The following is a 24,525-nucleotide window of genomic DNA, read 5'->3' as shown; positions in this document are numbered from 1 at the left end:
GGTCCGTCAGCAGGCTCCAGCCGTCGAACTCGATGAGGACCGGTAGGACCGCCGATGTGGGTGAACCTGACTTCCGTCATTCGAGGTGCCCCTGTCTGCCGTCGGCCGGTCAGCTGTGGTCGAGTGCCCAGGTGAGGGCGGCGTCGGCCACTTCCTCCCAGCCGTGCTGGGCGGGCATGAGGTGGGAGCGCCCGGGGAATTCGATCACTTCGGTGAGGGCGTTGGACTTGTAGTGCCTGGCATTGGAACGCTGGATCTTCGGCGGCATGAGGTTGTCGTTCTCGCCTGCGATGAACAGGAGCGGGGCGCGGTCGTCGTTGTGGTAGTCGACCCAGCTGTCGGCGTGCCCGGGGTGGATGTTGGCCAGGGCACTGCCCCAGAACACGTGGCCGGATGCGGGGATGTGATAGCGCTCGTAGGTGGCGCGGGCCTGGTCCTCGGGGAAGGTGTTGGTGAAGGCGTAGCGCCACTGGTCGTAGGTGAAGCCGATGGCTTTGTGGCGGTTGGCGGGGTTCTTCAGGACCGGGAAGGTGGCCTTCAGCTGGGACAGCGGGATAACCGCGACGCCTTCGGTGGGTGCGGAGTTGATCGCCACGCCGGCTGTGCCGTAGCCGTGGTCGAGCAGGATCTGGGTGAACACCCCTCCCGCGGAGTGGCCCATGATGATCGGCTGCCGGTCGAGGCCGTCGATGAGTTTCTCGATCGAGGAGACGATCTCCGGGACCTTCAGGTGTTCGATCGGGCTCGGGTCGGCGTTGAGCGCCTCGACCTCGGTCTCGAAGCCCGGGTAGGCGGGGGTGAGGACCCGGAAGCCCTTGGCCTCGTAGTAGGTGACCCAGTTCTCCCAGCTGCGGGGAGTGACCCAGAAGCCATGGACCAGGACGATGGTGTCGGGTTTCTCGCTCATGGTGACGGTTTTCTCCCTCAGCGGGTGGCGGCGTAGGCCTTGAGGATGACGGCCGTGGCGGCGTCGGGGTGCGAAATCATGACAACATGGGACGACTTGACTTCGGTGACCTTGCTGCCGGCGCGCTTGGCCATGAACCGCTGGGCGGCCGGCGGGATGACCTTGTCCCCGGTCGGGATGAGGTACCAGGACGGGATGGACTTCCACGCCGGGGCGCCGCTGGGGCCCGCGAGGCCGTTGACGCTGCCGGGCCGCTGGGCGGCGGCCATCAGCCGGGTCTGCGACGCGGGCAGGTCGGCGGCGAACACCGCGCGGAACTTGGCGGGGTCGATGTAACCGTCGATCGTGGGGCGACCGTCGGGCAGCGGCGGGTAGGGGCGCTGGACGAGGGCGGAGCCCAGTTCGCTGCCGGGGAACTGCTGCGCCAGCTGCAGCGCGCTTTCCCCCTTGTCGGGGGCGAACGCGCCCAGGTACACCAGCGCCTTGACGTTGGCGTGCCCGCGGGCGGCGTTGCTGGTGACGATGCCGCCGTAGGAGTGGGCCGCGAGGATGACCGGCCCGGGCAGGGTGTCGAGGACGCTGGAGATGTAAGCGGCGTCGTCGGCGGTGTCCCGCAGCGGGTTGGCCGGGGCGATGACGGGGAAGCCCGCCTTCTGCAGCCGGGAGATGACGCCGTTGAAGCCGGAGGCGTCGGCGAACGCACCGTGCACGAGCACGACGGTCGGCTTCGGAGCGCCGGTCTCCTTCGTCTGCGCCTGGGCGGAGACGGCCCCCGTGGCGATGAGGACGGCGACGGCGACGGCGGCCGGCAGCCGCCTCAGGGAAGGGGTGCGCATGACCGTACGTCCTTTCAGGAGGCGAGGAAGGCGAGCAGGTCGGCGTTGAACTCGTCCCTGAACTCCCCGTACAGGCCGTGCGGCCGGCCGGGGTAGATCTTGAGGGTGGCGTCCTTCACGAGCTTCACCGACTCAAGGCCCGAGGCGACGAGGGGGACGATCTGATCGTCGTCGCCGTGCGCGATGAGTGTGGGGATGTCGAACCGCTTGAGGTCCTCGGTGAAGTCGGTCTCGGAGAACGCCCGGATGCAGTCGAGCGCGCCCTTCATACCGACCTGCATGGACTGCAGCCAGAACGCGTCCGACACGCCCTGCGACACCTGCGCGCCTTCCCGGTCGAACCCGTAGAACGGCACGCTGAGATCGGCGTAGAACTGCGAGCGGCCGCCCGAGACACCCGCCCGGATCTCGTCGAACACTTCGATCGGCAGGCCCTGCGGGCTGGCGTCGGTCTTCAGCATCAGCGGCGGTACCGCGCCCAGCAGAACCGCCTTCGCCACCCGTGACGTCCCGTGCCGTCCGATGTAGCGGGCGACCTCGCCGCCACCGGTGGAGTGCCCGACCAGGACGACGTCGCGCAGGTCGAGGGCGTCGAGCAGCGCGGCGAGGTCGTCGGCGTAGGTGTCCATGTCGTTGCCGTTCCACGGCTGGCTGGAGCGGCCGTGCCCGCGCCGGTCATGGGCGACGGCCCGGTAGCCGTTGGAGGCGACCAGGTGCAGCTGCTCGTCCCAGGCGTCTGCGTTCAGCGGCCAGCCGTGGCTGAACACGACCGGCTGCCCCGAGCCCCAGTCCTTGTAGAAGATCTCGGTGCCGTCGGTGGTGGTGATGGTGCTCAAGACTCGTCCTTTCGTCGCCTCGCGACCAGCAAGAAGTTCCGGTGGGCGTGTGCCTGGATGAGTACGCTCCCGCTGCGTCGGCCTGCCCGGCCTTGGCGCACCGTCGCATCGGGACGACTTGACGCTAGGTCGCACAGCGGCATCAGCAATCGGTCAGATGACTGCATGCCTGTGGCGGGCCTGCCGTACGTGGACCGTGTCCGGGCATCCGAGGTACCGCGGTGGACCCGCCTGCCGCGGGGCCTTGCCCTTAGAGGTGCGCCAGTGCGTCGCGCAGGGCGGAGCGCGAGGTGATGCCCAGCTTGGGGAAGATCCGGTAGAGGTGGGCGCTGACGGTACGCGGGGAGAGATACAGCCGCTCGCCGATCTCCTTGTTGCTGAGCCCCGACGCCGCCAGCTGCGCGACCTCCCGTTGCTGGGCCGTGAGAGCGACGGTGGCGGGGTCCGCCGCCATGTGCGAGGCGGCCTCGCGCACGGCGGCCACGCCGGTGGCGCGCAGTTCTTGCTCGGCGCGGCGGCGCCAGGCGGTGGCGCCGACGCGGGCGAAGATGTCGGCGGCGCGGCGTAGTTCGGGGCGGGCGTCCCCAGGACGGTGTCGGCGGCGGTGGAGTTCGCCCAGAGCCAGCCGTACCCGGGCGTGGTCGAAGGGCCACCGCTCGATGTGGGGCAGCGCGAGGGCCGCCTTGAACAGGGGTACCGCGTCCTCGTCGGGGGCGGTCATGGCGCGGGCGGCGAAGATCTGCAGCCGCAGCCGCGGGGTCAGATCAGCCAGGGCGGCCCGGTCTGCGGCGGCGAGATGAGCGGCCGCCTCCTGGGTGCGTCCGGTGTGCACCGCGGCTTCGACCAGATCGAAGACCATCCACGGCGCGTAGGCGCGATGCGGGGCCAGGGTGCCGGCCGGGCTGACCCTGAGGCACTGGGCGTAGGCGGTGTCGTAGTCGCACTCCGACAGTGCGGCCAGTGCCAGGTTGCGGGCCGACAGTGTCAGATGCAGGGTGCTGCCCCGGGGCGCGGCCCACTGCTCGATGGTCTGGCTGTAGGCGCGGGTGCTGTCACTGTCACCGCGTGCGGCGGCCAGCCAGCCCAGGTTGCACCGCAGATCATGCGCGAGCAACTCCAGGTCGTGGCGGATGCACAGGTCCAGGCCCACGGTGGCGGCCTTCTCGGCGGCCTCCCATTCCCCGGACAGGTAGTGGTCGTGGGCGGCGAACCAGTAGCCGCTGGCGGCATAGGTCACCGCTCCCTGCCCGTTCTCCTGCGTGATCAGGTCCCGGACATGCGTACGGTAGTCATGCAGCAGGTCCAGCCACGCCGCGGACCGGCACAACTCCGCGACCAACCCAGGCGGCGCGCTCCCCGACAGGCCGTCGAAGGCCGCCCGCAGACGGGGCGCGGCACCATGACCGGTGCGCGGGACATCACACAGCACGTCGTGCAGCAGAAGCACATGGCGACCCAGCTGATCCCCGCGCCCGGTGACCACCTCCCCCAGCTCCTGCCACTCGGCCGGATCCTGCGTGTACGAGGCGGCCACCACCCGGGCCAGCACGGTGCGGTCGTCGGAGGTGACGGCCCGGGCCAGCAGCCGCCGGACGGCCGCCAGATCCCCGTCGCGCAGCAGCAGGATCCGTGCCTTGGTGGTCATGCCGTGCCCCAGGCGGGCCGGGTCGTCCACGTGCTCTCGCGCCTGGTCCAGAAGCTTCTGGGACAGCCGCAGCTGACCGGCTTCACCGGCCAGCTCAGCGGCTCGGTGCAGCCGCCGGCCCGCGTCGCCGGGGTCCGGGCTGAGGGCGGCGGCCCGCCGCAGGGCGCTGACGGCCAGACCGGTGCCGCCACGCACACTGACCGCGCGCGCGGCCTGGTCGATCTCGGCGGCCACCTCCTCGCTCGGCTCCACCGCGGCGGCGGCCAGATGCCACATCCGGCGTTCGGGGTCCGCCCGGTACTGCTCGGCCAGAGCGGTGTGTGCGGCCCGTAGTTCATCGGGTGAGGCGGTGTTGACGATGGCCGACCGCACCAGCGGATGACGGAACCGCACACCTGAGGGCGTGGAGTCCCGCGTGATCAGCCCGACCCGCTCCACCGCGATGATGTCGTGGGCCGGCAGAGCCGTCGGACGCACCGGGTCCGCGCGGTGCTCCAGCCGGTCCCCGTCCAAGGCTGTCAGTAGCAACGCGGTACGCAAGGCGTTCGGCAGCGACAGCACACGGCCCGCGTAACCCGACTCCAGCCGGGTACGTACGGGCGCCCCGTCGGGCAGCCTCTCCAGGCCGGTGGCGGCATCGGTGCCGAACGCCTGGGGTAACTCCGCCAGCGCCAGCGGATTGCCCGCCGCCTCCTGCAGCACCCGCCGGCGTACGGCCTCGGGCAGCCCGGGGTGGAGCAGGCCCAGGAGTTCCCCCGCCGCTTCCTCCGCGAGCGGCTGCACCTCCAGCATCTGGATCCCCGGAGTCACCCGCTCGGTCGCGGTCAACGACCGCCGGGCGAACACCGCCCGGATGTCGTACGGCTCCAGCCTCAGCAGCAAGAACATCATCACCTCCCGGGTGGCCACATCCACCCAGTGCGCGTCCTCCACCGCGATCAGCACCGGCCCGTCCTCGGCCACCGCGGCCAGTGCCGCCACCGTGGCCACCGAGATCGCCAACCGGTCCGGCGGGGGCCCGGCCTGCATGCCCAGGACCCGCCGCAACACGTCCCGGTGAAACGGATCGATCCGCTCCAGGTACTCCATCACCGGCGCGAACAGCTGATGCAGGCCGGCGAAGGCCAACTGCGCCTCGCTCTCGTATCCCGCCCCGCCCAGCACCCGCAGGCCCCGCTGCCGCGCATGACCCACACACGCCCGCAGCAACACCGTCTTGCCCACTCCCGGATCCCCGTGCAGCACCAGATTCGGCAAGGCGCCCGGAACCCGGTTCACCACGTCTTCAAGCGCGCCCAGTTCATGAGCCCGTCCGATGATGTCCACGTCGCACATTCCCCTGCTCTGTGAAGAGGTCAGCAACTGCAGTCATTTGACCGATGGCCCGGCACGGGCGCCGGACGACACTGGGGCCCACCAGCAAAGGAGTGGCCATGCCGCGCATCATGGTGGGAACGGAGAACAGCGCCGAAGTCAGCCTCTACTACGAGGACTTCGGCACCGGCGACCCCGTCGTCCTCGTCCACGGCTGGCCACTCACCCAGGACTCCTGGGAGCCCCAGGTGGGTGCCTTCGTCGAAGCCGGCCACCGGGTCATCACCTACGACCGGCGCGGATCCGGCCGCTCCACCCGCACCTGGACCGGCTACGACTACGACACCCTCGCCGCCGACCTCCACACCCTCGTGGAACACCTGGATCTCACCGCCTGGTCGCTGGTCGGTTTCTCCTCCGGCAGCGGCGACGCCACCCGCTACGTCGCCGGCCACAGCACCCACCGCATCTCCAAACTGGTGCTGGCCAGCCCCATCCTCATCGGTGGTTCCACACGCGCCGGGACCGCCACGGCATCCGCCGGCGAGATGACCGCCGACCTGCTCGCCGCCGCCCGCCGACACCGCGTCCCCATGCTGGACGACCTGCTCACCAGGTTCTTCTCCGTCAACGGTGACAGCGCCCTGGACGAACCGACCCGGCTCTACCATCTGCACACCGCCGTGTCCGCCTCGCCCAAAGGCGCCGCCGACTCGATCAGCGCCTGGCCGACCGCCAACCGGCCCGAGGACCTGGCCCGCGTGGACGTACCCGCACTGGTCGTCCACGGAGAAGACGACGCCTTCATGCCGTACGAGACCACTGGCCGGCCCGTGGCCCGGGCCATACCGGACAGCCGGACCGTGACCATCCCGCACGCGCCGCACGGCGCACCACTGACCCACCCCCAACAGTGGAACGAGGCCGTCCTCGCGTTCCTGGCGGGATAAGGACTGACGTCTCCCCGGTGGACCTCGGCGATCGGCACGCATGCCCGTACCCCCCTGGTTCGGCCTCCGTAATCGTCCAACGGTCCGTACGCCGGTACTTAGGTCATTTGACTGGGCATCTGGCCGTGTCCGTGACCGGCCCGGCCGGGGCTATCCGTCGCCGATGCCGTCGAGGGCCTCCCGAAGCTGGGAACGGGTGCTGACTCCCAGCTTCGGAAAGGCCTGGTACAGATGGAATCCGATGGTGCGGGGCGACAGCAGGAGACGTTCGCCGATCTCCCGGTTGGTGAGTCCCGCGGCAGCGAGCCGGGCGATCTGGAGCTGCTGCGCGGTCAGCTCCCCACTGCCGCTCATCGCCCGTTCGGCATGCGGCGCGCTCACCCCGCAGGCACGCAGCTCGGACGCGGTTCGGGTGATCCAGGGCCGGGCACCGAGCCGTTCGAACACCGCCAGCGCCTGGGGCAGCACCGACCGGGCCTCCCCCGTCCTGCGCTGCCGCCGCAGCCACTCGGCGTGGTCGAGCCGGGTCTGCGCGCGTTCGAAGGGCCACTGGTCACCTGCCGGGTCGGCCAGTGCGGCCAGGAAGTGCCGCTCGGCGTCCGAGGGCGCCGACAGCAACGCCCGCGCCCGGTGCAGCAACGCTGTGAGCCGTACCGACATCCGGCCGGACAACTGACGCACCACCGCGTCCACCACCGGGCGTGCGTCGTCCTGCCGGTGCGCGCGTACAGCTGCCGCCGCCAGGTCGGCGATGCCGTAGTAGGAGATGTGGTAGTGCAGGGGAAGCGGGTCGGCGCCTGCGGTGAACAGACCGCGCAACTCCTCATACGCCGCCGCATAGTTGCCGTCGACCACCGCAGCAGCGCCCAGGATGATCCGCGCCCGGGCGTCCAGACCGCCGCTCCTGGACAGGTCGATGCCGGCCAGCACCTGCGCGAGTGTGCCGCGCGCCCGGTCGGTGTCCCCCCGCATCGCGAACAGCGTGGCGCGGACGCAGCCGGACGCGGCGGCGGGTAACTCCAACCCGTTCTCGACCGCGACCCGACGGGCGTCCTCGGCCATCGACCTCGCGGCTTCCCACGCACCGGTCTCGTACTGAGCCAGAGCCATCGCCTGCGCCACCGTGGCGTTGGTACCGGCCGTCGTGGAACGACGCAGATGGTCCAGGGCCTCGCCCCACAACCGGACAGCGGTGTCGGTCTCGTCCAGCGCCCAGGCGGCCGCCCCGAGGACGACCAGTTCGGTCAGTGGACGATCCGGTACGGCGGCGGCCTGCCGGAGAAGACGGAGACGTTCGTCGCGGCTGCCGAACGGATCGGACCCGACCCACGCCCAGAGCCGGTCACCCTCGGTGCCGGCCTCTGTCCCTATCGATGCGGCTATCCGCAACGCCGCCTGGCGGTACATGTCATCACCCGAGTTGTAGATGACGTTCGTTGCGGTGCTGAGGGCGTCGATGGCCCGGTCGGGGTCGGTTCTCACGGTGGATTCGGCGATCGGCAGCAGGTAGCCCAGGGAGGCCGCGTGCCGAGTGGTGACGGCCAGTGCCCACCCCGCCCGCAGTGAGGCCTCGACGAGCAGGCCCGCGTCGTCGGTGGCCGCTGCGGCCCTGGCGGTGATCTCCTCGACCCACCGTGGCCGGCCCGCGAACATGGCCATGGTCGCGGCGTCGACGAGCCGCCGGGCCTGCACCTCGGGGGCCGGGCTGAGCTGGGCGGCCCGTTCGAGGGCTGCCGCCGCAGCGTGGTACCCCCCACGCCGCCGGGCCCGGTCGGCGGTGGCCACCAGTGCCGTGGCGATCTCCTCGTCCGGCACGAGGGTGGCGGCCGCCAGGTGCCAGGCCCGGCGGTCGGGGCTGCCGGCAAGCGCCTCGGCCAAGGCCAGATGGGCCTCTCTGCGGGCTGCGAAGGGCGCTGCCTGGTACACGGCGGAGCGCACCAGCGGGTGACGGAAGCTGATGTAGCCGCTGTCCAACCGGATCAGTCCGGCCGCCTCGGCCGGCAGCCACACATCCAGACCGCCGTCCGGCACGGTGGCGGATGCGGCGACGAGGGCGGCGGGCAGATCAGGGTCGCCCGCGGCGGCAACGAGCAGCAGGGTACGCCGGGTGGCCTCCGGCAGCTCCGACAGGCGTACGGCGAAGATCTGCTCCAATCGGGCTGTCAGCGGCAGCACGCCGAGGGACCAGTCCGGCAACGCATGGCGTACGCCCGGTCCTCCCGGCCTTCCGGGTACGCCGGCCGTCGCTCGGGCCAGCTCGACCAGGGCCAGCGGATTGCCCCCCGCCTGCTCCAGGATCTGCGCCCGCACATGCCCGGCAGGCGGTTCCGGCTGGAGGTCCAGCAACCGGTCGGCGGCCTCCTCGGGCAACGGCGGTATCGTCAACCGGCCGAATTCCGCACCGAACTGGGCAGGCACGGACCCCTTGCGGGCACCTACCAGGACGGCCACGGGCTCCTCGGCCAGCCGCCGCGAAACGAAGGCGAGCGTGTCCAGCGAGCCGCCGTCGAGCCACTGGGCGTCGTCGACCACGACGAACAGCGGCTGCCGGTACGCCGCGTCGGACAGCAAGGTCAGCGTGGCCAGATGGATCAGCAGCGGCTCGGGACGCTCCTCGGAGGAGTCCGGACCGGCTGTCGCGAGCCCGAAAGCGCCCAGCAACGCCGCACGCTGACGGTCCGGCAGCTCCCGGGCACCGTCCAGCACCGGTCGCAGCAACTGGTGAAGTCCCGCGAAGGCCAGCTCCGCCTCGCCCTCGTCGCCCCGGACCCTGAGCACGCGCAGGCCGCACCGCCCAGCCTCCTCGGCCGCGGCGTCCAGCAACGTGCTCTTGCCCGCTCCCGGCTCCCCGACCGCGATCAGCGGGCGGCCGGCGCCCGTCCCGCCGACCAATAACTCTCCGATCCGGGCCAGTTCGCCGTCCCGCCCGACGATCCCCCGCCCCGCCCGGCCCACCTCGAACTCACGCCCCACGTCTCCCCCTCGTCATGCGACTGCCGATCGGCCAACGCCACGGCACACCCCTTCGCACAACCTATCGACCCTTTGACGCCCGCGCGCGGAGCACTCAGCGGCCCGTGGAGTCATCTGACCGATGACCGACACCCGCCCGATCCTGAACGCTGTCACCAGGGGCGGGCCGCCTCGAAGGCGCTCGGCGCCGCCCCGCCCGGAGGCCGCTGACGCCACACCTCGGGCGGGGACATGTCCGTGCTGCCCGACCGGCACCGCCGGGACGGGCTGCCAGAAGGGGAGAACCATGAAGACCACCGCGACCTACATCGGCACCGCGACCGTACTGCTCGAAGTCGGCGGATTACGACTGCTGACCGATCCCGCGTTCGACCCGGCCCCGGCGGAGTACCCGAAGGGACCGGTCACCCTGCGAAGCCTGACCGGTGCCGCCGTCGCGCCCGGCGACCTGCCCGCCATCGACGCGGTACTGCTCAGCCACGACGAACACCCCGACAACCTGGACGAGGCAGGTCGGGCGCTGCTCGCCGGCCGGACCGTGCTCACCACCGTCAGCGGCGCGGAACGGCTGGGCGGCAAGGCCGTCGGTCTCGCACCTTGGACGGCATACGAACTCGACTCCGACGGTGGGAGCGTGCGCATCACCGCCACTCCCGGACGACACGCCGGCGACGTGATCGGCTTCGTCATCCAGACGCCCGGCCAGGACGAAGCCCTGTACATATCCGGCGACACCGTCTACTACGACGAACTCGACGAGATCGGCCGACGCTTCCCGGTCGGTACCGCCCTGCTCCACTTCGGCGCCGCTGTCGTCGAGTGGTTCGGCGACGACTTCATCACCATGGACGGCGCTCAGGGGGCGGCGCTGGCAAAGTCGCTGGGAGCCACAACGGTCGTACCCATCCACTACGACGCCTGGGACCACTTCACCCAAGGGCGCGAGGGCATCGTCGAGGCCTTCACCCAGGCAGGGATCCCCGACCGCCTGCGCTGGCTGACGCCCGGGGTCGCCACGCTCCTCGGTCAGCCCTGATCGTTCGGGGGTACGGGCACTGGTCTGCCTCTCCCCCCCCTCAGGACCGACCGGGCATGACCCAAGGGGTAAGCGGACGGCAGTCTCCGGGCGGTGTACCGCTCGGAGCTGTGCCGTTCCAGTCCGACAGCGGACGCCACCGGCCGGGGCATGGTCGTGCGGCTCTACGACCAGCTGATGGCCCTGGCCCGGACCTCGGTGTCCAGCCCCTTGCCCCGGGGCTGATTCCGGGTGCTTTTCGAGCGAGTGGACACACAGGGACTCGATCCGGTTGGAGGGCAGCGAGCGACCGAGGACCTGCCCTGCCAGGACACATGTCCCGGATGGCCCCCGCCCGAGGTCAGAAGGTGGACGAGCGGCTCTCCGGTTCACCTCCGCTCGCGCCGAGAGCAGTCCTCCCGTGGTGAACTTGCCTGATTCGGCGACGGTTCACCTCCGCTCGCGCTGAGCCTGGAGTCCGCCGACAACCTGGTGAGCTTCCGCGCGAAACAGGAGCAGAAGCGCCAGGAGTGGGGCGACGCTTACGTCGAGACCGGTCGCGTGTGGACGCACGAGAACGGTGAGGCGCTGCACCCGGACTGGATCTCCAGACGCTTCACCCGGCTTGTAGAGCTGTCCGGCCTGCCGCCGGTCCGCCTCCACGACCTACGCCACCTGGCGGCCACGCTCTCCCTGCTCGCCGGAAACGACATCAAAGTGGTCCAGGAGAAGCTGGGGCACTCCTCGCGCCAGATCACCTCCGACACTTACACCGGCGTCCTGCCCGAGATGATGCGGGCCGAGGCCGAGTCGGTCATCGCCGTGGTCCCGCGCGAGGTCCCCTTCAAGGTGCACACGCCCTTGGAGGTTCCCGAGCCGGTCTGGCAGGGCGACCTCGCCGTCTTCTTCGCCCACGGAGCCCGGAAGTCGGGCGACGACTGGTCCGTAGGGGCCAGGACTCGACCTGACTCGGATCTTCTCGGCCTGATCACGCTCGGCGGCCGGGGCCCGGACGACGCCGCCAACGCCGCCGTGAAGTGGATGCGTGATCACTGCACCACGAACGGCCTGGAGCTGGTCCGGATCGAAAACTTCAACGACCAGTACCAGGGGGATCAGCGCCAGGAGTTCGTCCTCCTCCGCTTCACGATCGCCCGGGCGGAGACTCCGAGCATCGCCGGCTGGGACTCCGCCCGCCCCTCGCCTCTCGGCGGCAACAGCAGGAAGAACAGGGCTCGTCTTCGCGCCGCGTGACCTGCGTCCCGAATTTGCCCTGCCGATCATGAAACCATGATCACGACAGGGTCGCCAGGACCCTCACACCCTCGCCCCGACCAGCGAAAGTGCTGGTCAGAACGGTTCTTCTCGCGTAGCGAGTGGTGGGGCGGGTGGGACTCGAACCCACGGCCGACGGATTATGAGTCCGCTGCTCTAACCGGCTGAGCTACCGCCCCGTACGGCGTGTCGCGTACATGTGTGCGCGCCGTCTGCCGCAGCATAGCCGCTCATACGATCTCCTGCTTCGGATGGTCGGCCTTCGCATGCGCTTCTTGACCTTGAGGACTTCGGCGGCGCGCACGCGGTTCCCCGGGACATGAAAAAGGACCCCGACGGGGTCCTTCCTCACTGCTCTCCCGACTGGACTCGAACCAGTAACCTGCCGGTTAACAGCCGGCTGCTCTGCCAATTGAGCTACGGAAGATCGAAGCTCCCCCGACTGGACTCGAACCAGTAACCTGCCGGTTAACAGCCGGCTGCTCTGCCAATTGAGCTACGGAGGATTGCCTCGGTGCATCGAACGTACCTCCCTGGGTATTCGCCAGGGGGCGTGCGCTCGCTGCGACACATACATTAGCGCAAGCAGGGGGGTGCTCCGCCAATCGGTATCCCCCGCGCCCGTCGCGCGCGCAGGGCACGCAAGGGACCGACGCAGACGTAAGGGAAGGGTGGCCGCCATGCGCTATCGGCTCACGTTCTTTGCCGGACTGGCCCTGGGCTACGTACTCGGGACGAAGGCCGGACGCGAACGCTACGAGCAGTTGAAGAAGTCCGCGCGACAGGTCGCGCAGAACCCCGCTGTGCGCAACACCGCCGAGTCGGCCGCCCAGCAGGGGCGCGTCTACGCGGGCAAGGCGTACCACGTGGTCAGCGAGAAGGTCGGGGACCGTGTGCCCGACCTGGTCGCCGAGCGGGTCCGCTCACTGCGTGAACGCAACGCGAACGGCTCCGCCGCGGACGACTGGGGCACGAGCAATACCTAGGGACCACATCGGGTCGGCCGGACCGACGCGCGGCGCCCCCACCCCTTCCGGTGCGGCAGAATTTCTGCCATGGGGATAGTCGCCGGGCTGGACAGTTCGCCCGATTTTACGCGCATTGTCGTCTGTGACTCGGACACAGGGGCCGTGCTCAGGCAGGGGTATGCCCCGCACCCGCTGGAGCCGGCGGAGGGCGGGGGGCGTCCCGCGGACGTCGACCCCCAGGCCTGGCTGCTGTCCCTGGGCGAGGCGGCTACCGGTGGGCTGCTGGAGGGTGTGCAGGCGATCGGGGTCTCGTCCCAGCAGAACGGGCTGATCGCGCTGGACGCACAGGGCAACAGCGTGCGTCCGGCGATGGTCGGCGGCGACAAGCGGACCCAGGTCGCGGCGGCCGACCTCGTCGACGCGCTCGGAGGGCGCGGGGCGTGGGCGGAAGCCGTCGGCTGCGTACCGGGAGCCGCTCAGCCGGTGACGAAGCTGCGCTGGATGAGCCGTACGGAACCGGATGCGGCGATGCGGACGGCCGTGCTGCTGCAGGCGCACGACTGGCTGGTCTGGCAGTTGCTGGGGCGGCCGGTCAGAAGGACCACGGACCGGGGCGGGGCGTCCGGGACCGGGTACTGGAACGCGGCGACCGGGCAGTACCGCACGGATCTCGTCGAGATGGCGCTCGGGCACCAGGTCATGCTGCCGGAGGTGCTCGGCCCCTCGGACGCCGCCGGGACGACGCCGGAGGGGCTCCTCATCTCCGCCGGCACCGGGGAGACCATGGCCGCCGCGTTCGGGCTCGGTATCGGGCTCGGGGACGCGGTCGTGTCGCTGGGGGCCTCCGGGTCGGTCATGGCCGTGCACACGACGGCGCTCGTCGACTCCTCCGGGATGATCACCTCGCTGGCCGACGCCACGGGGATGCATCTGCCGGTCGTCACCACGCTGAACGCCGTACGGACGTTGCGCGGGGCCGTCGAACTGCTGGGCGTGCCCGATCTGGAGGCGCTGTCCGACCTGGCGATGAAGTCGACGCCGGGGTCGCACGGGCTGGTGATGCTGCCGTATCTGGAGGGCGAGCGGACACCGAACCTGCCGCACACGGCGGGGACGCTGGCCGGGCTGCGGCGGGAGTCGATGAAGCCGGAGCACTTCGCGCGGGCCGCGTTCGAGGGCATGCTGTGCGGTCTCGCGGACGCGCTGGACGTGCTGCGCGGCCGGGGTGTCGACGTGCGGCGGATCTTCCTGCTGGGCGCGGCGGCGGAGCTGCCGGCGGTGCAGGCGGCGGCGCCGGCGCTGTTCGGGGTGCAGGTGGTGGTGCCGCAGCCGGCGGACTACGCGGCGGTGGGTGCCGCGCGGCAGGCCGCGTGGGCGCTCGGGGTCTCGCAGGGGGCGCTCGATCCGCGCACACCACCGATGTGGCCGGGGGCGGCGGCGCAGGTGCTGGACCCCGGGGACGAGCTGGCGGTGGGGCAGGCGGTACGGCAGCAGTACGTGGCGGTGCGTGAGCAGACTCATCCCGGGGCGTTCCGGGCCTGAGGACCGGGTCCCGGCTGCAAGGTTCGGTCATCGGAGCCCCACCGTCGGGTTAATTCGGTTGAGGTAACGCGGGGGGAGTGTTCGACGATGGGGGGTGGTGCGTCCCGAACCCCGTCCTCGACTCCGAGAGATCTCGCGTGCTCATACGATTGCTGAGAAGCCATCTTCGTCCGTACCGGACACCGATCACCCTGCTGGTGCTGCTGCAGTTCGTGCAGACGTGCGCCACGCTCTACCTGCCCACACTGAACGCGGACATCATCGACAAGGGCGTCGTGGAGGGGGACACGGGCTACATCCTGTCCTTCGGCGCGCTGATGATCGGCATCTCGCTGGTGCAGGTCGTCTGCAACATCGGGGCCGTGTACTACGGCGCCCGCACGGCCTCGGCGGTCGGCCGGGACATCCGGGCGGCCGTGTTCGACCGGGTGCAGTCGTTCTCGGCGCGTGAGGTCGGTCACTTCGGAGCGCCGTCGCTGATCACACGGACGACGAACGATGTGCAGCAGGTGCAGATGCTGGTGCTCATGACGTTCACGCTGGTGGTGTCGGCGCCGATCATGTGCGTCGGCGGCATCGTGCTGGCGCTCGGGCTGGACGTGCCCCTGTCGGGGGTGCTCCTCGCCGTCGTACCGGTGCTCGGCGTCTCCGTCAGTCTGATCGTGCGCCGGCTGCGCCCCCTGTTCCGGGCCATGCAGGAGCGGCTGGACACGGTGAACCGGGTGCTGCGGGAGCAGATCACCGGCAACCGGGTGATCCGCGCCTTCGTACGGGACGACTACGAGAAGGATCGGTTCCGCAAGGCGAACGCCGAGCTGACGGAGGTGTCCCTGGGCACCGGGCGGATGCTCGCCCTGATGTTCCCGATCGTGATGACCGTCATCAACCTGTCGTCGGTCGCGGTGGTCTGGTTCGGTGCCCATCGCATCGACAGCGGCGGGATGGAGATCGGCGCGCTCACCGCGTTTCTCGCCTATCTGATGCAGATCGTGATGGCGGTGATGATGGCCACCTTCATGTTCATGATGATGCCGCGCGCGGAGGTGTGCGCCGAGCGCATCCAGGAGGTGCTCGACACCGACAGCAGTGTGGTGCCGCCGGTCGCGCCCGTCCGGGAGCTGCGGCGGCACGGGTTCCTGGAGGTGCGGGGCGCGGGCTTCCGTTATCCGGGCGCCGAGGAGCCGGTCCTCCGGTCGATCGAGGTCGTCGCGCGGCCCGGTGAGACGACCGCCGTCATCGGGTCCACGGGCAGCGGGAAGTCCACGCTGCTGGGGCTCGTCCCCCGGCTGTTCGACGTCACCGAGGGCGAGGTGCTGGTGGACGGCGTCGACGTACGGACGCTCGATCCGCAGCTGCTGGCCAGGACCGTGGGGCTGGTGCCGCAGAAGCCGTACCTCTTCTCGGGGACCGTGGCGACGAACCTGCGGTACGGCAATCCCGACGCCACCGACGAGGAGTTGTGGCACGCGCTGGAGGTGGCGCAGGCCAGGGAGTTCGTGGAGCGGCTGGAGAACGGGCTGGACTCGCCCATCGCACAGGGCGGGACGAACGTGTCCGGCGGGCAGCGGCAGCGGCTCGCGATCGCACGGACGCTGGTGCAGCGGCCGGAGATCTATCTGTTCGACGACTCCTTCTCGGCGCTGGACTACGCGACCGACGCCGCCCTGCGCGCGGCGCTGGGGCGGGAGACCGCCGACGCGACCGTGGTGATCGTGGCCCAACGGGTGGCGACCATCCGGGACGCCGACCGGATCGTCGTCCTCGACGAGGGCCGGGTCGTCGGCACCGGACGCCACCACGAGCTGATGGCGGAGAACGAGACCTACCGGGAGATCGTCCTCTCCCAGCTCACGGAAGCGGAGGCAGCCTGATGGCCGGGCCGTTGGCACGGATGGCGGGGGCCGGGGCCCCCGATCAGCACTCCATGGACTTCAAGGGGTCCGGGAAACGGCTGCTCGCGCAGTTCAGGCCCGAGCGGTACACGATGTACGCGATGATCGTGTGCGCGGTGCTCAGCGTCGGTCTCTCGGTGCTGGGGCCGTACATCCTCGGCAGGGCGACCGACCTGGTGTTCGCGGGGGTCGTCGGGCGGGAGATGCCGGCGGGTGCCACGAAGGCCGAGGTCCTGGCCTCCATGCGCGAGCGCGGGGACGGCGCGGTCGCCGACATGCTGTCGGGCACGGACTTCACCCCGGGCAAGGGCATCGATTTCGACGCCGTCGGCACGGTGCTGCTGGTTGCCCTCGGCATCTTCCTGGTCGCGGGGCTGCTGATGGCGGCGGCGACCCGGCTCTCCAACCGGGCCATCAACCGGACCGTCTACCACATGCGCGAGGAGCTGCAGGCGAAGCTGTCGCGGCTACCGCTGTCGTACTTCGACCGGCGGCAGCGCGGTGAGGTGCTGAGCCGGGCGACCAACGACATCGACAACATCGGCCAGACGCTCCAGCAGTCCATGGGGCAGCTGGTCAACTCGCTGCTCACCATCATCGGTGTGCTGGTGATGATGTTCTGGGTGTCGCCGTTGCTGGCGCTGGTCGCGCTGGTGACCGTGCCGGTGTCGTTCGTGGTCGCCACCCGCGTCGGCAAGCGGTCGCAGCCCCATTTCGTGGCGCAGTGGCGGGTCACCGGGAAGCTCAACGCGCACATCGAGGAGATGTACACCGGGCACACGCTCGTGAAGGTGTTCGGGCGGCAGGAGGAGTCGGCGAAACAGTTCGCCGAGGAGAACGAGCGGCTGTACGAGGCCGGGTTCAAGGCCCAGTTCAACAGCGGGATCATGCAGCCGCTGATGTTCTTCGTGTCGAACATCAACTACGTGCTGGTCGCGGTGGTGGGCGGACTGCGGGTCGCGTCCGGGGCGCTGTCCATCGGTGACGTGCAGGCCTTCATCCAGTACTCGCGGCAGTTCTCGATGCCGCTGACGCAGGTCGCCTCGATGGCGAACCTGGTGCAGTCCGGGGTCGCCTCCGCCGAGCGGATCTTCGAGCTGCTCGACGCGGAGGAGCAGGAGGCCGACGCGGTGCCCGGCGTGCGGCCGGAGGAGCTGCGGGGGCGGGTCGCGCTGGAGAACGTCTCCTTCCGGTACGAGGCCGACAAGCCGCTGATCGAGGACCTGTCGCTGGTGGTCGAGCCCGGGCACACCGTGGCGATCGTGGGGCCGACCGGGGCCGGGAAGACGACCCTGGTGAACCTGTTGATGCGGTTCTACGAGGTCACGGGCGGGCGTATCACCCTGGACGGGGTCGATGTCGCGTCCATGTCGCGGGACGAACTGCGGGACGGCATAGGGATGGTGCTCCAGGACACCTGGCTGTTCGGGGGGACCATCGCGGAGAACATCGCGTACGGGGCGTCCGCCTCGCGGAAGGTGACGCGCGGGGAGATCGAGGAGGCGGCTCGGGCCGCGCACGCGGATCGGTTCGTGCGGACGCTGCCCGAGGGGTACGACACCGTGATCGACGACGAGGGGAGCGGGGTGAGCGCGGGTGAGAAGCAGCTCATCACGATCGCCCGGGCGTTCCTGTCGGATCCGGTGATCCTGGTGCTGGACGAGGCGACGTCTTCGGTGGACACGCGTACGGAGGTGTTGATCCAGAAGGCCATGGCCAAGTTGGCGCACGGGCGTACGTCGTTCGTGATCGCGCACCGGCTGTCGACGATTCGGGATGCGGACACGATTTTGGTGATGGAGAACGGGTCCATCGTGGAGCAGGGGGCGCACGAGGAGTTGTTGGCGGCGGACGGGGCGTATGCGCGGTTGTACAAGGCGCAGTTCGTCGAGGCTGTGGCTGAGGTGGACTGAGGGGTGGGCTGAGGGGGTGGGCTGAGGGGTGCGGTGTCGGGTGCGGGTGCGTGGGGGCTGGTCGCGCAGTTCCCCGCGCCCCTGGAAAAACAGGGGCTGCGCCCACTGCTTTCCAGGCCCGCCACAGGCCCACGCACCCGCACCCGCCTACGAACCCCCTCAGTCCAGGTAGCCCCGCAGCTGGTCCGCGAAGGCGTGGTCGCGGAGTTTGTTGAGGGTTTTGGACTCTATCTGGCGGATGCGTTCGCGGGTGACGCCGAAGATGCGGCCTATCTCCTCCAGCGTGCGGGGGCGGCCGTCGGCGAGGCCGTAGCGGAGTTGGACGACCTTGCGTTCGCGTTCGCCGAGGGTGGAGAGGACCGCCTCCAGGTGCTCGCGCAGGAGGAGGAACGCCGCCGACTCCACGGGGCTCGCCGCGTCGCCGTCCTCGATGAGGTCGCCGAGGGCCACGTCGTCCTCCTCGCCCACGGGGGCGTGCAGGGAGACCGGTTCCTGGGCGAGGCGGAGCACCTCGCTGACGCGTTCGGGGGCGAGGTCGAGATGGGCGGCCACCTCGTCCGGCGTGGGCTCGTAACCGCGCTCCTGGAGCATGCGGCGCTGGACGCGGACGACCCGGTTGATCAGCTCGACCACGTGGACGGGGACACGGATCGTGCGGGCCTGGTCGGCGAGGGCGCGGGACATGGCCTGACGGATCCACCAGGTCGCGTACGTCGAGAACTTGTAGCCGCGGGCGTAGTCGAACTTCTCGACGGCCCGGATGAGGCCCAGGTTCCCCTCCTGGACCAGGTCGAGCATGGTCAGGCCGCGGCCGACGTAACGCTTCGCCACCGATACCACGAGCCGCAGGTTCGCCTCGATGAGGCGGCGCTTGGCCATGCGGCCCATGACGACCAGCTTGTCGAGGTCGAGGGCGAGCCGGGTGTCGAGGTCGGAGGCGTTGCCGAGCCGCTCCTCGGCGAAGAGGCCGGCCTCGACGCGGCGGGCCAGCTCGACCTCCTCCACGGCCGTCAGGAGGGGGATGCGGCCGATCTCGCGCAGGTACTGCCGGAACAGGTCGGAGGACGGGCCACTGGTGTCCGTGCGGACGCGCGGCAGTTCCACGGGTTCGGACTCGGGGGGTTCGGCCGGCCCGTCGAGTTCGGGCGGGTCGTCCGGGGCCGCCTCGGGGTGGTGCGTGGCACGGCTCTGGGCGGGCACCGCGCCGATGACATCGGTCGGCGTGTCCGGCTCCGCGACGTCGCCGCCGATGGCCGTACCGGTGTCGTTCTGTACGAGGGTCTGGGTCTGCACGGGGGCGACCTCCAGGAATGTCGCTGCCCGGGCGTGCGGCAGCGGTACGTCTGGGATGGCGCGGGCGGCCTCTCCGCCGTCCATCCCGTACTCATCGAGCGGAACCGCGGGGGTCTCGGACCCATGGGGGACGGGTCGGCCGCGCTCCGAGGACTCAGGCACCGGACCCCAGTGTGGAGTACGACACACAGCCGCCACGAGGGGCGTGCGGTGACTTTTTGCGTCCGGCCCGTGACCGCACGGTTACCGAGCCGTACGAGTGCGCTGCTGGGAGGGCCGTACACCGCTCGCGGGCCTCAGGGAACGGGGTGGCTCCGGCGCGGATTGGCATGTGCTCCGGGGACGTGCACGGCGGGGGGCGCGTGCCGGCATGGGCTCAGAGCGCCTCCGCGCCCCTCTCCCGCAACGCCTGGTCGTACTGCTGGAGGACCCACAACTCGTTCTGTACGGCGGCCAGCTGGGCCGGGTCGCCCTGGGCGGCCGCCCTCGCCAGGCTGCCCTGGACGTCGCGCACCCGGCGCTCCACGGCCCGACGGCGCACGGTGACCAACTGCGCGCCCGCGTACACCTCGTCGACCGTCTTGCGCATGATCGCCTCGACCGCCAGCTCGGTCACCATGGCCCGCACCGTGTCGTCGGGCGCCGCCTCGCGGACCCGGACCAGATACTCCTGCGGGTCCTCGGCGCCGTATTCGACGCCGCCGGCCTCGATGATCGCCACGCGGACGGCCGCGTAGGGGGCGGCGGTGAACTCGTCGACCCCGTACGCGTCGAAGGCGGGGGCGACCAGCTCCGGGCGCTGGAGGGCGAGTTTGAGGAGTTCACGCTCGGTGGCGTAGACCGGGTTGCGCAGGGTGAGGGCCGGTCCGGAGGGGGGCCGGATGGTGGACTCGTACGGCTGGGCCGAGCGCTGTGCGGTGGGGGCGGGGCCCTGGCCGCCCCGGTCGCGGGCCCAGCGGGCGAGCTGGGCGACGCGCTTGACGACGAACTGGGTGTCGAGGATGCCGAGCATGCCGGCGAGCTGCACGGCGACCTCGTGCTGCGCGCCGCTGTTCTTGATGCGGGCCACGACGGGCGCCGCCTCGTCGAGGGCGGAGGCACGGCCCGCCGGGGTCTCCAGGTCGTAGCGGGCGACGATCTGGCGGAGCGCGAACTCGAAGAGCGGGGTGCGGGGTTCGGTCAGCTCGACCACCGCGTCGTCGCCCTTGGCCAGGCGCAGCTCGCAGGGGTCCATGCCGTCCGGGGCGATGGCGATGTAGGTCTCGGCGGCGAACTTCTGGTCGTCCTCGAAGGCGCGCAGGGCGGCCTTCTGGCCGGCCGCGTCGCCGTCGAAGGTGAAGATCACACGGGCCGAGCCGTTGTCCATGAGCAGCCGGCGGAGGATCTTGATGTGGTCGCCGCCGAAGGCCGTGCCGCAGGTGGCGATGGCCGTGGTCACCCCGGCGAGGTGGCAGGCCATCACGTCCGTGTAGCCCTCGACCACGACGGCCCGGCTGGCCTTGGCGATGTCCTTCTTGGCCAGGTCGATGCCGTAGAGGACCTGGGACTTGCGGTAGATCGCCGTGTCCGGCGTGTTCAGGTACTTCGGGCCGTTGTCCGACTCGTAGAGCTTGCGGGCGCCGAAGCCGACCACGTCGCCGCCGATGTCGCGGATGGGCCACATCAGCCGGCCCCGGAAGCGGTCGATGGGGCCCCGGCGGCCCTCCTGGGACAGCCCGGACAGCAGCAGTTCCTTGTCGGCGAAGCCCTTGCCGCGCAGGAAGCGGGTGAGGTGGTCCCAGCCCTGGGGGCTGTAGCCGACGCCGAAGTGGACGGCGGCGGCCTGGTCGAAGCCGCGCTCGGCGAGGAAGATCCGGCCGGTGTCGGCCTCGGGGCCGGTGGCGAGCTGTTCCGCGTACCACTCGGCGGCGATCTTGTGGGCCTCGACCAGGCGGATGCGCTCTCCGCGCTGGTGGGAGGGGTTGTACCCGCCCTCCTCGTAGCGCAGGGTGATGCCGGCCTGGGCGGCGAGGCGCTCGACGGCCTCCGAGAAGGAGAGGTGGTCGACCTTCATCACGAACGTGATGGTGTCGCCGCCCTCCTGGCAGCCGAAGCAGTGGAACAGTCCCTTGCTCGGGCTGACCTGGAACGACGGCGACTTCTCGTCGTGGAAGGGGCAGAGGCCCTTGAGGTTTCCGCCGCCCGCGTTCCGCAGCTGGAGGTACTCGGACACCACGGCGTCGATCGGGACCGCGTCCCGAACCGCCTTCACGTCCTCGTCGTTGATCCGTCCTGCCACGCGGTGATTCTACGGTGGCCCACTGACACGGATGTGCTGCGGAAGGGGCGCGGGGACCCGCGCGGCCGGTCGCACACGGTCCGCGGCCGCCCCGGCCCCCTCCGGCGGTCGGCTAGGCGATCAGGCTCTCCAGCGGTACCTGGGGGTTCGCGAGCGTCTCGACGTCCACGGCGGCCCGGGACCGGATCAGCTTCTGGATCGGCTCGGTGACATCCCACACGTTCACGTTCATCCCGGCGAGCACCCGCCCCTCCTTCACCCAGAACGCGATGAACTCCCGCTTGCCGGCGTCCCCGCGGATCAGCACCTGGTCGTACGACCCGGGCGGCGCCCATCCCGAGTACTCCATCCCCAGGTCGTACTGGTCGGAGAAGAAGTAGGGCACCCGGTCGTAGGTGACGTCCTTGCCGAGCATCGCGCGCGCGGCGGCCGGGCCGCCGTTGAGCGCGTTGGCCCAGTGTTCGACCCGCAGCCGGGTGTCGAACAGGGCGTGCGGGAAGGAGACGACGTCACCGGCGGCGTAGATGGAGGGGTCGGACGTACGGAGCCGGGCGTCCACCGCGATGCCCCCGCCCTGGGACCGGTCCGCCAGCTCCAGTCCGGCGGCCTCGGCGAGGCCGACCCGGGGTGCCGCTCCGATGGCCGCGAGGACGTCGTGCGCCGGGTGCTCCTCGCCCGTGTCCGTGCGGGCCGCGAGGACCATGCCGTCCTGGCCGACGATCTCGGTGAGCCGCGCGCCGAAGCGGAAGCGGACGCCGTGCTCGCGGTGCAGTTCGGCGAAGAGGTTGCCCAGCTCGGGGCCGAGCACGCCGTGCAGCGGGGTGGGTCCCGGCTCCACGACGGTGACCTCCGCGCCGTACTCGCGGGCCGCGGCCGCCACCTCCAGCCCGATCCAGCCGGCGCCCGCGATCACGAGGTGGCCGTTGTCCCGGCCGAGCGCGGCGAGGACGCCCTTGAGGCGTTCGGCGTGGGCGAGACGGCGCAGATGGTGGACGCCCGCGAGGTCGGTGCCCGGGATGTCCAGGCGGCGGGGCTCGGCGCCGGTCGCCAGCAGGAGGGTGTCGTACTGGACGAGGGTGCCGTCGTCGCCGAAGCGGACGGTCTTGGCCGTACGGTCGATCGCGTCGACGGTCTGGCCGAGGTGCAGCTCGATGTCGTGGCGGGCGTACCAGGACGGTTCGTGGACGAAGACGCTGTCGCGCTCGGCCTTGCCGAGGAGGTAGCCCTTCGACAGCGGCGGGCGCTCGTAGGGGTGGTCCCGTTCGTCGCAGATCAGTATCACGCGGCCGGTGAAGCCCTCCGCTCGGAGCGTCTCGGCCGCCTTCGCGCCGGCGAGACCACCACCGACGATGACGAATGTCTGATCCGCGTCGACCACTTGATGCCTCCTCTTGAGGTTGCGTCCACATGCGAGCGTCCCGCACACAGCGTGATGCGGGAAGAGGGAGTGACCCGATCAGGCCACGGAGGGTCACGTGTCAGTCATATCCCCGTATACCCCTGTCCCGTCCGCCCCGTCAGTCTCGCGTGCAACGTGCGGGCGGAGGGGTCGGTGAGCGAGGCGATCTGGTCGACGATCACCCGCTTGCGGGCACGGTCGTCCCGCGCCTCGTCGAACAGTGCGCGGAACTGGGGTTCGAGTCCCTCCGGTGCGCGGGCGGTGAGCGCCTGCGCCAGCTCGGCGACGACGATCCGCTGGTCGGCGCGGAGCCGTTCCTGCTCGGCGCGCTGCATCACGTACCGGTCGGCGACGGCCTTGAGGACCGCGCACTCCAGGCGTGTCCCGCGCGGGACGACCAGTTCGGCGGCGTACCGGGTGAGGGGGCCGCTGCCGTACGCCTGCCGGGTGGCGCCCTCGGCGGCGAGGCAGAAGCGGCCGATGAGCTGGCTGGTGGCGTCCTTCAACCGGGCCTGGGCGACGGCCGTCCCGTCGTAGCCGTGCGGCCACCACTCCTGGTCGAGGAGGCGGTCGAGGGCCGCGGCGAGTTCGGCCGGGTCGGTGTCGGCGGGTGCGTACCGGCCGCGCGCGACCTCGAACACCGCCTGCCGTTCGGGCTCGGCGTGCAGGCAGTTGGGGTCGATGTGGCCCGCGTGGAGGCCGTCCTCGACGTCGTGGACGGAGTACGCCACGTCGTCGGACCAGTCCATGACCTGGGCCTCGAAGGTCGTGCTGGTGCCGGGGGCGTCCTTGCGGACCCAGTCGAACACCGGGCGGTCGTCGTCGTAGACGCCGAACTTGGAGGACCGCGGGTCGGTGGGGTGGGCGCCGCGCGGCCAGGGGTACTTGGTGGCGGCGTCCAGGGCGGCGCGGGTGAGGTTGAGGCCGACGCTGACGAGTTCACCGGTGGTGTCCGAGGGCACGAAGCGCTTGGGTTCGATCCTCGTCAGCAGGCGCAGGGACTGGGCGTTGCCCTCGAAGCCGCCGCAGTCCTCGGCGAACTCGTTCAGCGCCTGTTCGCCGTTGTGGCCGAACGGCGGGTGGCCGAGGTCGTGGGAGAGGCAGGCCGCCTCGACGAGGTCCGGGTCGCAGCCGAGGGCGGCGCCCAGCTCGCGGCCGACCTGGGCGCACTCCAGGGAGTGGGTCAGGCGGGTGCGGGGGCTGGCGTCCCAGGCGAGGTTGCGGGTGCCGGGGGTGACGACCTGGGTCTTGCCGGCGAGTCTGCGCAGGGCGGCGGAGTGCAGGACGCGGGCGCGGTCGCGCTGGAAGGCGGTGCGGCCCGGGCGTTTGTCGGGCTCGGGGGCGTAGCGCTCCGCGGAGGGCGGGTCGTAGGCGGGCGGGGTGTCGTGGCTCGCGGCGGTGTCGTGGCTGGGGGGTGTGGTGCCTTCCATGATTCGACAGTACGGGGAGGGTGTGACAAATGGGTGCCTACTCGTCCACCGGGTCCGGT

At 70.7% G+C, this 24,525-nt stretch carries 17 protein-coding genes and 3 tRNA genes; 8 read left to right on the top strand and 12 right to left on the bottom strand.

Annotation, left to right across the window (positions count from 1 at the left end; genetic code table 11):
- Positions 1-109: 109 nt before the first annotated feature.
- The 4 genes from ACWCRJ_RS20265 to ACWCRJ_RS20250 form a co-directional block, all read right to left on the bottom strand.
- Complete coding sequence (locus ACWCRJ_RS20265) at positions 110-907, bottom strand: alpha/beta hydrolase (RefSeq protein ID WP_450940543.1); 798 nt, start codon at positions 905-907, stop codon at positions 110-112.
- 17 nt (positions 908-924) lie between these two features.
- Positions 925-1,743, bottom strand: a complete 819-nt coding sequence (locus ACWCRJ_RS20260; RefSeq protein ID WP_450940542.1) for an alpha/beta fold hydrolase — start codon at positions 1,741-1,743, stop codon at positions 925-927.
- A 14-nt stretch (positions 1,744-1,757) separates the two neighbouring features.
- Positions 1,758-2,579 (bottom strand): alpha/beta fold hydrolase, encoded by an 822-nt coding sequence (locus ACWCRJ_RS20255; protein ID WP_450940541.1) that lies wholly within the window; start codon positions 2,577-2,579, stop codon positions 1,758-1,760.
- Positions 2,580-2,829: 250 nt separating this feature from the next.
- Positions 2,830-5,550: an AAA family ATPase gene (locus tag ACWCRJ_RS20250; protein WP_450940540.1), complete on the bottom strand. Its 2,721-nt coding sequence runs from the start codon at positions 5,548-5,550 to the stop codon at positions 2,830-2,832.
- A 107-nt stretch (positions 5,551-5,657) separates the two neighbouring features.
- Here ACWCRJ_RS20250 and ACWCRJ_RS20245 point away from each other — a divergent pair, with 107 nt between their 5' ends.
- Positions 5,658-6,488, top strand: coding sequence for an alpha/beta fold hydrolase (locus ACWCRJ_RS20245; RefSeq protein ID WP_450940539.1), 831 nt, complete (start codon positions 5,658-5,660; stop codon positions 6,486-6,488).
- A 150-nt stretch (positions 6,489-6,638) separates the two neighbouring features.
- Here ACWCRJ_RS20245 and ACWCRJ_RS20240 read toward each other — a convergent pair whose 3' ends face one another.
- Positions 6,639-9,461 carry an AAA family ATPase gene (locus tag ACWCRJ_RS20240; protein WP_450940538.1) on the bottom strand — a complete coding sequence of 941 codons (2,823 nt, stop codon included), beginning with the start codon at positions 9,459-9,461 and terminating at the stop codon, positions 6,639-6,641.
- A 286-nt stretch (positions 9,462-9,747) separates the two neighbouring features.
- On the opposite strand from ACWCRJ_RS20240, the gene ACWCRJ_RS20235 reads away from it, so the two are divergent.
- The 3 genes from ACWCRJ_RS20235 to ACWCRJ_RS20225 all read left to right on the top strand — a co-directional run bounded on the left by ACWCRJ_RS20235 (position 9,748) and on the right by ACWCRJ_RS20225 (position 11,730).
- On the top strand, positions 9,748-10,497 hold the full coding sequence (locus tag ACWCRJ_RS20235; RefSeq protein WP_450940537.1) for an MBL fold metallo-hydrolase: 750 nt from the start codon (positions 9,748-9,750) through the stop codon (positions 10,495-10,497).
- Between the two features lie 93 nt (positions 10,498-10,590).
- Positions 10,591-10,722, top strand: coding sequence for a hypothetical protein (locus ACWCRJ_RS20230; protein ID WP_450940536.1), 132 nt, complete (start codon positions 10,591-10,593; stop codon positions 10,720-10,722).
- A gap of 246 nt (positions 10,723-10,968) precedes the next feature.
- Entirely contained in the window at positions 10,969-11,730 is a 762-nt protein-coding gene (locus tag ACWCRJ_RS20225) for a tyrosine-type recombinase/integrase (RefSeq protein WP_450940535.1), read from the top strand.
- A 123-nt stretch (positions 11,731-11,853) separates the two neighbouring features.
- On the opposite strand, the gene ACWCRJ_RS20220 is transcribed toward ACWCRJ_RS20225, so the two are convergent.
- The 3 genes from ACWCRJ_RS20220 to ACWCRJ_RS20210 all read right to left on the bottom strand — a co-directional run bounded on the left by ACWCRJ_RS20220 (position 11,854) and on the right by ACWCRJ_RS20210 (position 12,257).
- Positions 11,854-11,930, bottom strand: a tRNA-Ile gene (locus ACWCRJ_RS20220).
- Between the two features lie 175 nt (positions 11,931-12,105).
- Positions 12,106-12,178: transfer RNA gene (locus ACWCRJ_RS20215), tRNA-Asn, on the bottom strand.
- A 6-nt stretch (positions 12,179-12,184) separates the two neighbouring features.
- A tRNA-Asn gene (locus ACWCRJ_RS20210) sits at positions 12,185-12,257 on the bottom strand.
- Between the two features lie 174 nt (positions 12,258-12,431).
- Here ACWCRJ_RS20210 and ACWCRJ_RS20205 point away from each other — a divergent pair.
- The 4 genes from ACWCRJ_RS20205 to ACWCRJ_RS20190 all read left to right on the top strand — a co-directional run bounded on the left by ACWCRJ_RS20205 (position 12,432) and on the right by ACWCRJ_RS20190 (position 18,066).
- Positions 12,432-12,737, top strand: coding sequence for a hypothetical protein (locus ACWCRJ_RS20205; RefSeq protein ID WP_037726468.1), 306 nt, complete (start codon positions 12,432-12,434; stop codon positions 12,735-12,737).
- 69 nt (positions 12,738-12,806) lie between these two features.
- Positions 12,807-14,261, top strand: coding sequence for an FGGY family carbohydrate kinase (locus ACWCRJ_RS20200; protein WP_450940534.1), 1,455 nt, complete (start codon positions 12,807-12,809; stop codon positions 14,259-14,261).
- A 137-nt stretch (positions 14,262-14,398) separates the two neighbouring features.
- Complete coding sequence (locus ACWCRJ_RS20195) at positions 14,399-16,132, top strand: ABC transporter ATP-binding protein (protein ID WP_450940533.1); 1,734 nt, start codon at positions 14,399-14,401, stop codon at positions 16,130-16,132.
- Complete coding sequence (locus ACWCRJ_RS20190) at positions 16,132-18,066, top strand: ABC transporter ATP-binding protein (protein WP_450940532.1); 1,935 nt, start codon at positions 16,132-16,134, stop codon at positions 18,064-18,066. The genes ACWCRJ_RS20195 and ACWCRJ_RS20190 overlap by 1 nt, the downstream gene beginning before the upstream one ends.
- A gap of 159 nt (positions 18,067-18,225) precedes the next feature.
- Here ACWCRJ_RS20190 and ACWCRJ_RS20185 read toward each other — a convergent pair whose 3' ends face one another.
- From ACWCRJ_RS20185 to ACWCRJ_RS20170, 4 genes are all read right to left on the bottom strand, one after another.
- Complete coding sequence (locus ACWCRJ_RS20185; protein WP_450940531.1) at positions 18,226-19,521, bottom strand: sigma-70 family RNA polymerase sigma factor; 1,296 nt, start codon at positions 19,519-19,521, stop codon at positions 18,226-18,228.
- Between the two features lie 214 nt (positions 19,522-19,735).
- Positions 19,736-21,637 (bottom strand): DNA primase, encoded by a 1,902-nt coding sequence (gene dnaG / locus ACWCRJ_RS20180; protein ID WP_450940530.1) that lies wholly within the window; start codon positions 21,635-21,637, stop codon positions 19,736-19,738.
- 112 nt (positions 21,638-21,749) lie between these two features.
- The gene (locus ACWCRJ_RS20175; protein WP_450940529.1) at positions 21,750-23,015 is read right to left on the bottom strand and encodes an NAD(P)/FAD-dependent oxidoreductase; all 1,266 of its coding nucleotides are present in this window, start codon (positions 23,013-23,015) and stop codon (positions 21,750-21,752) included.
- 104 nt (positions 23,016-23,119) lie between these two features.
- Positions 23,120-24,466, bottom strand: coding sequence for a deoxyguanosinetriphosphate triphosphohydrolase (locus ACWCRJ_RS20170; protein WP_450940528.1), 1,347 nt, complete (start codon positions 24,464-24,466; stop codon positions 23,120-23,122).
- Positions 24,467-24,525: the final 59 nt, after the last annotated feature.

The sequence above is a fragment of the Streptomyces sp. NPDC002324 genome (assembly GCF_053593335.1).
This window is presented reverse-complemented; position numbering and strand designations above follow the sequence as displayed.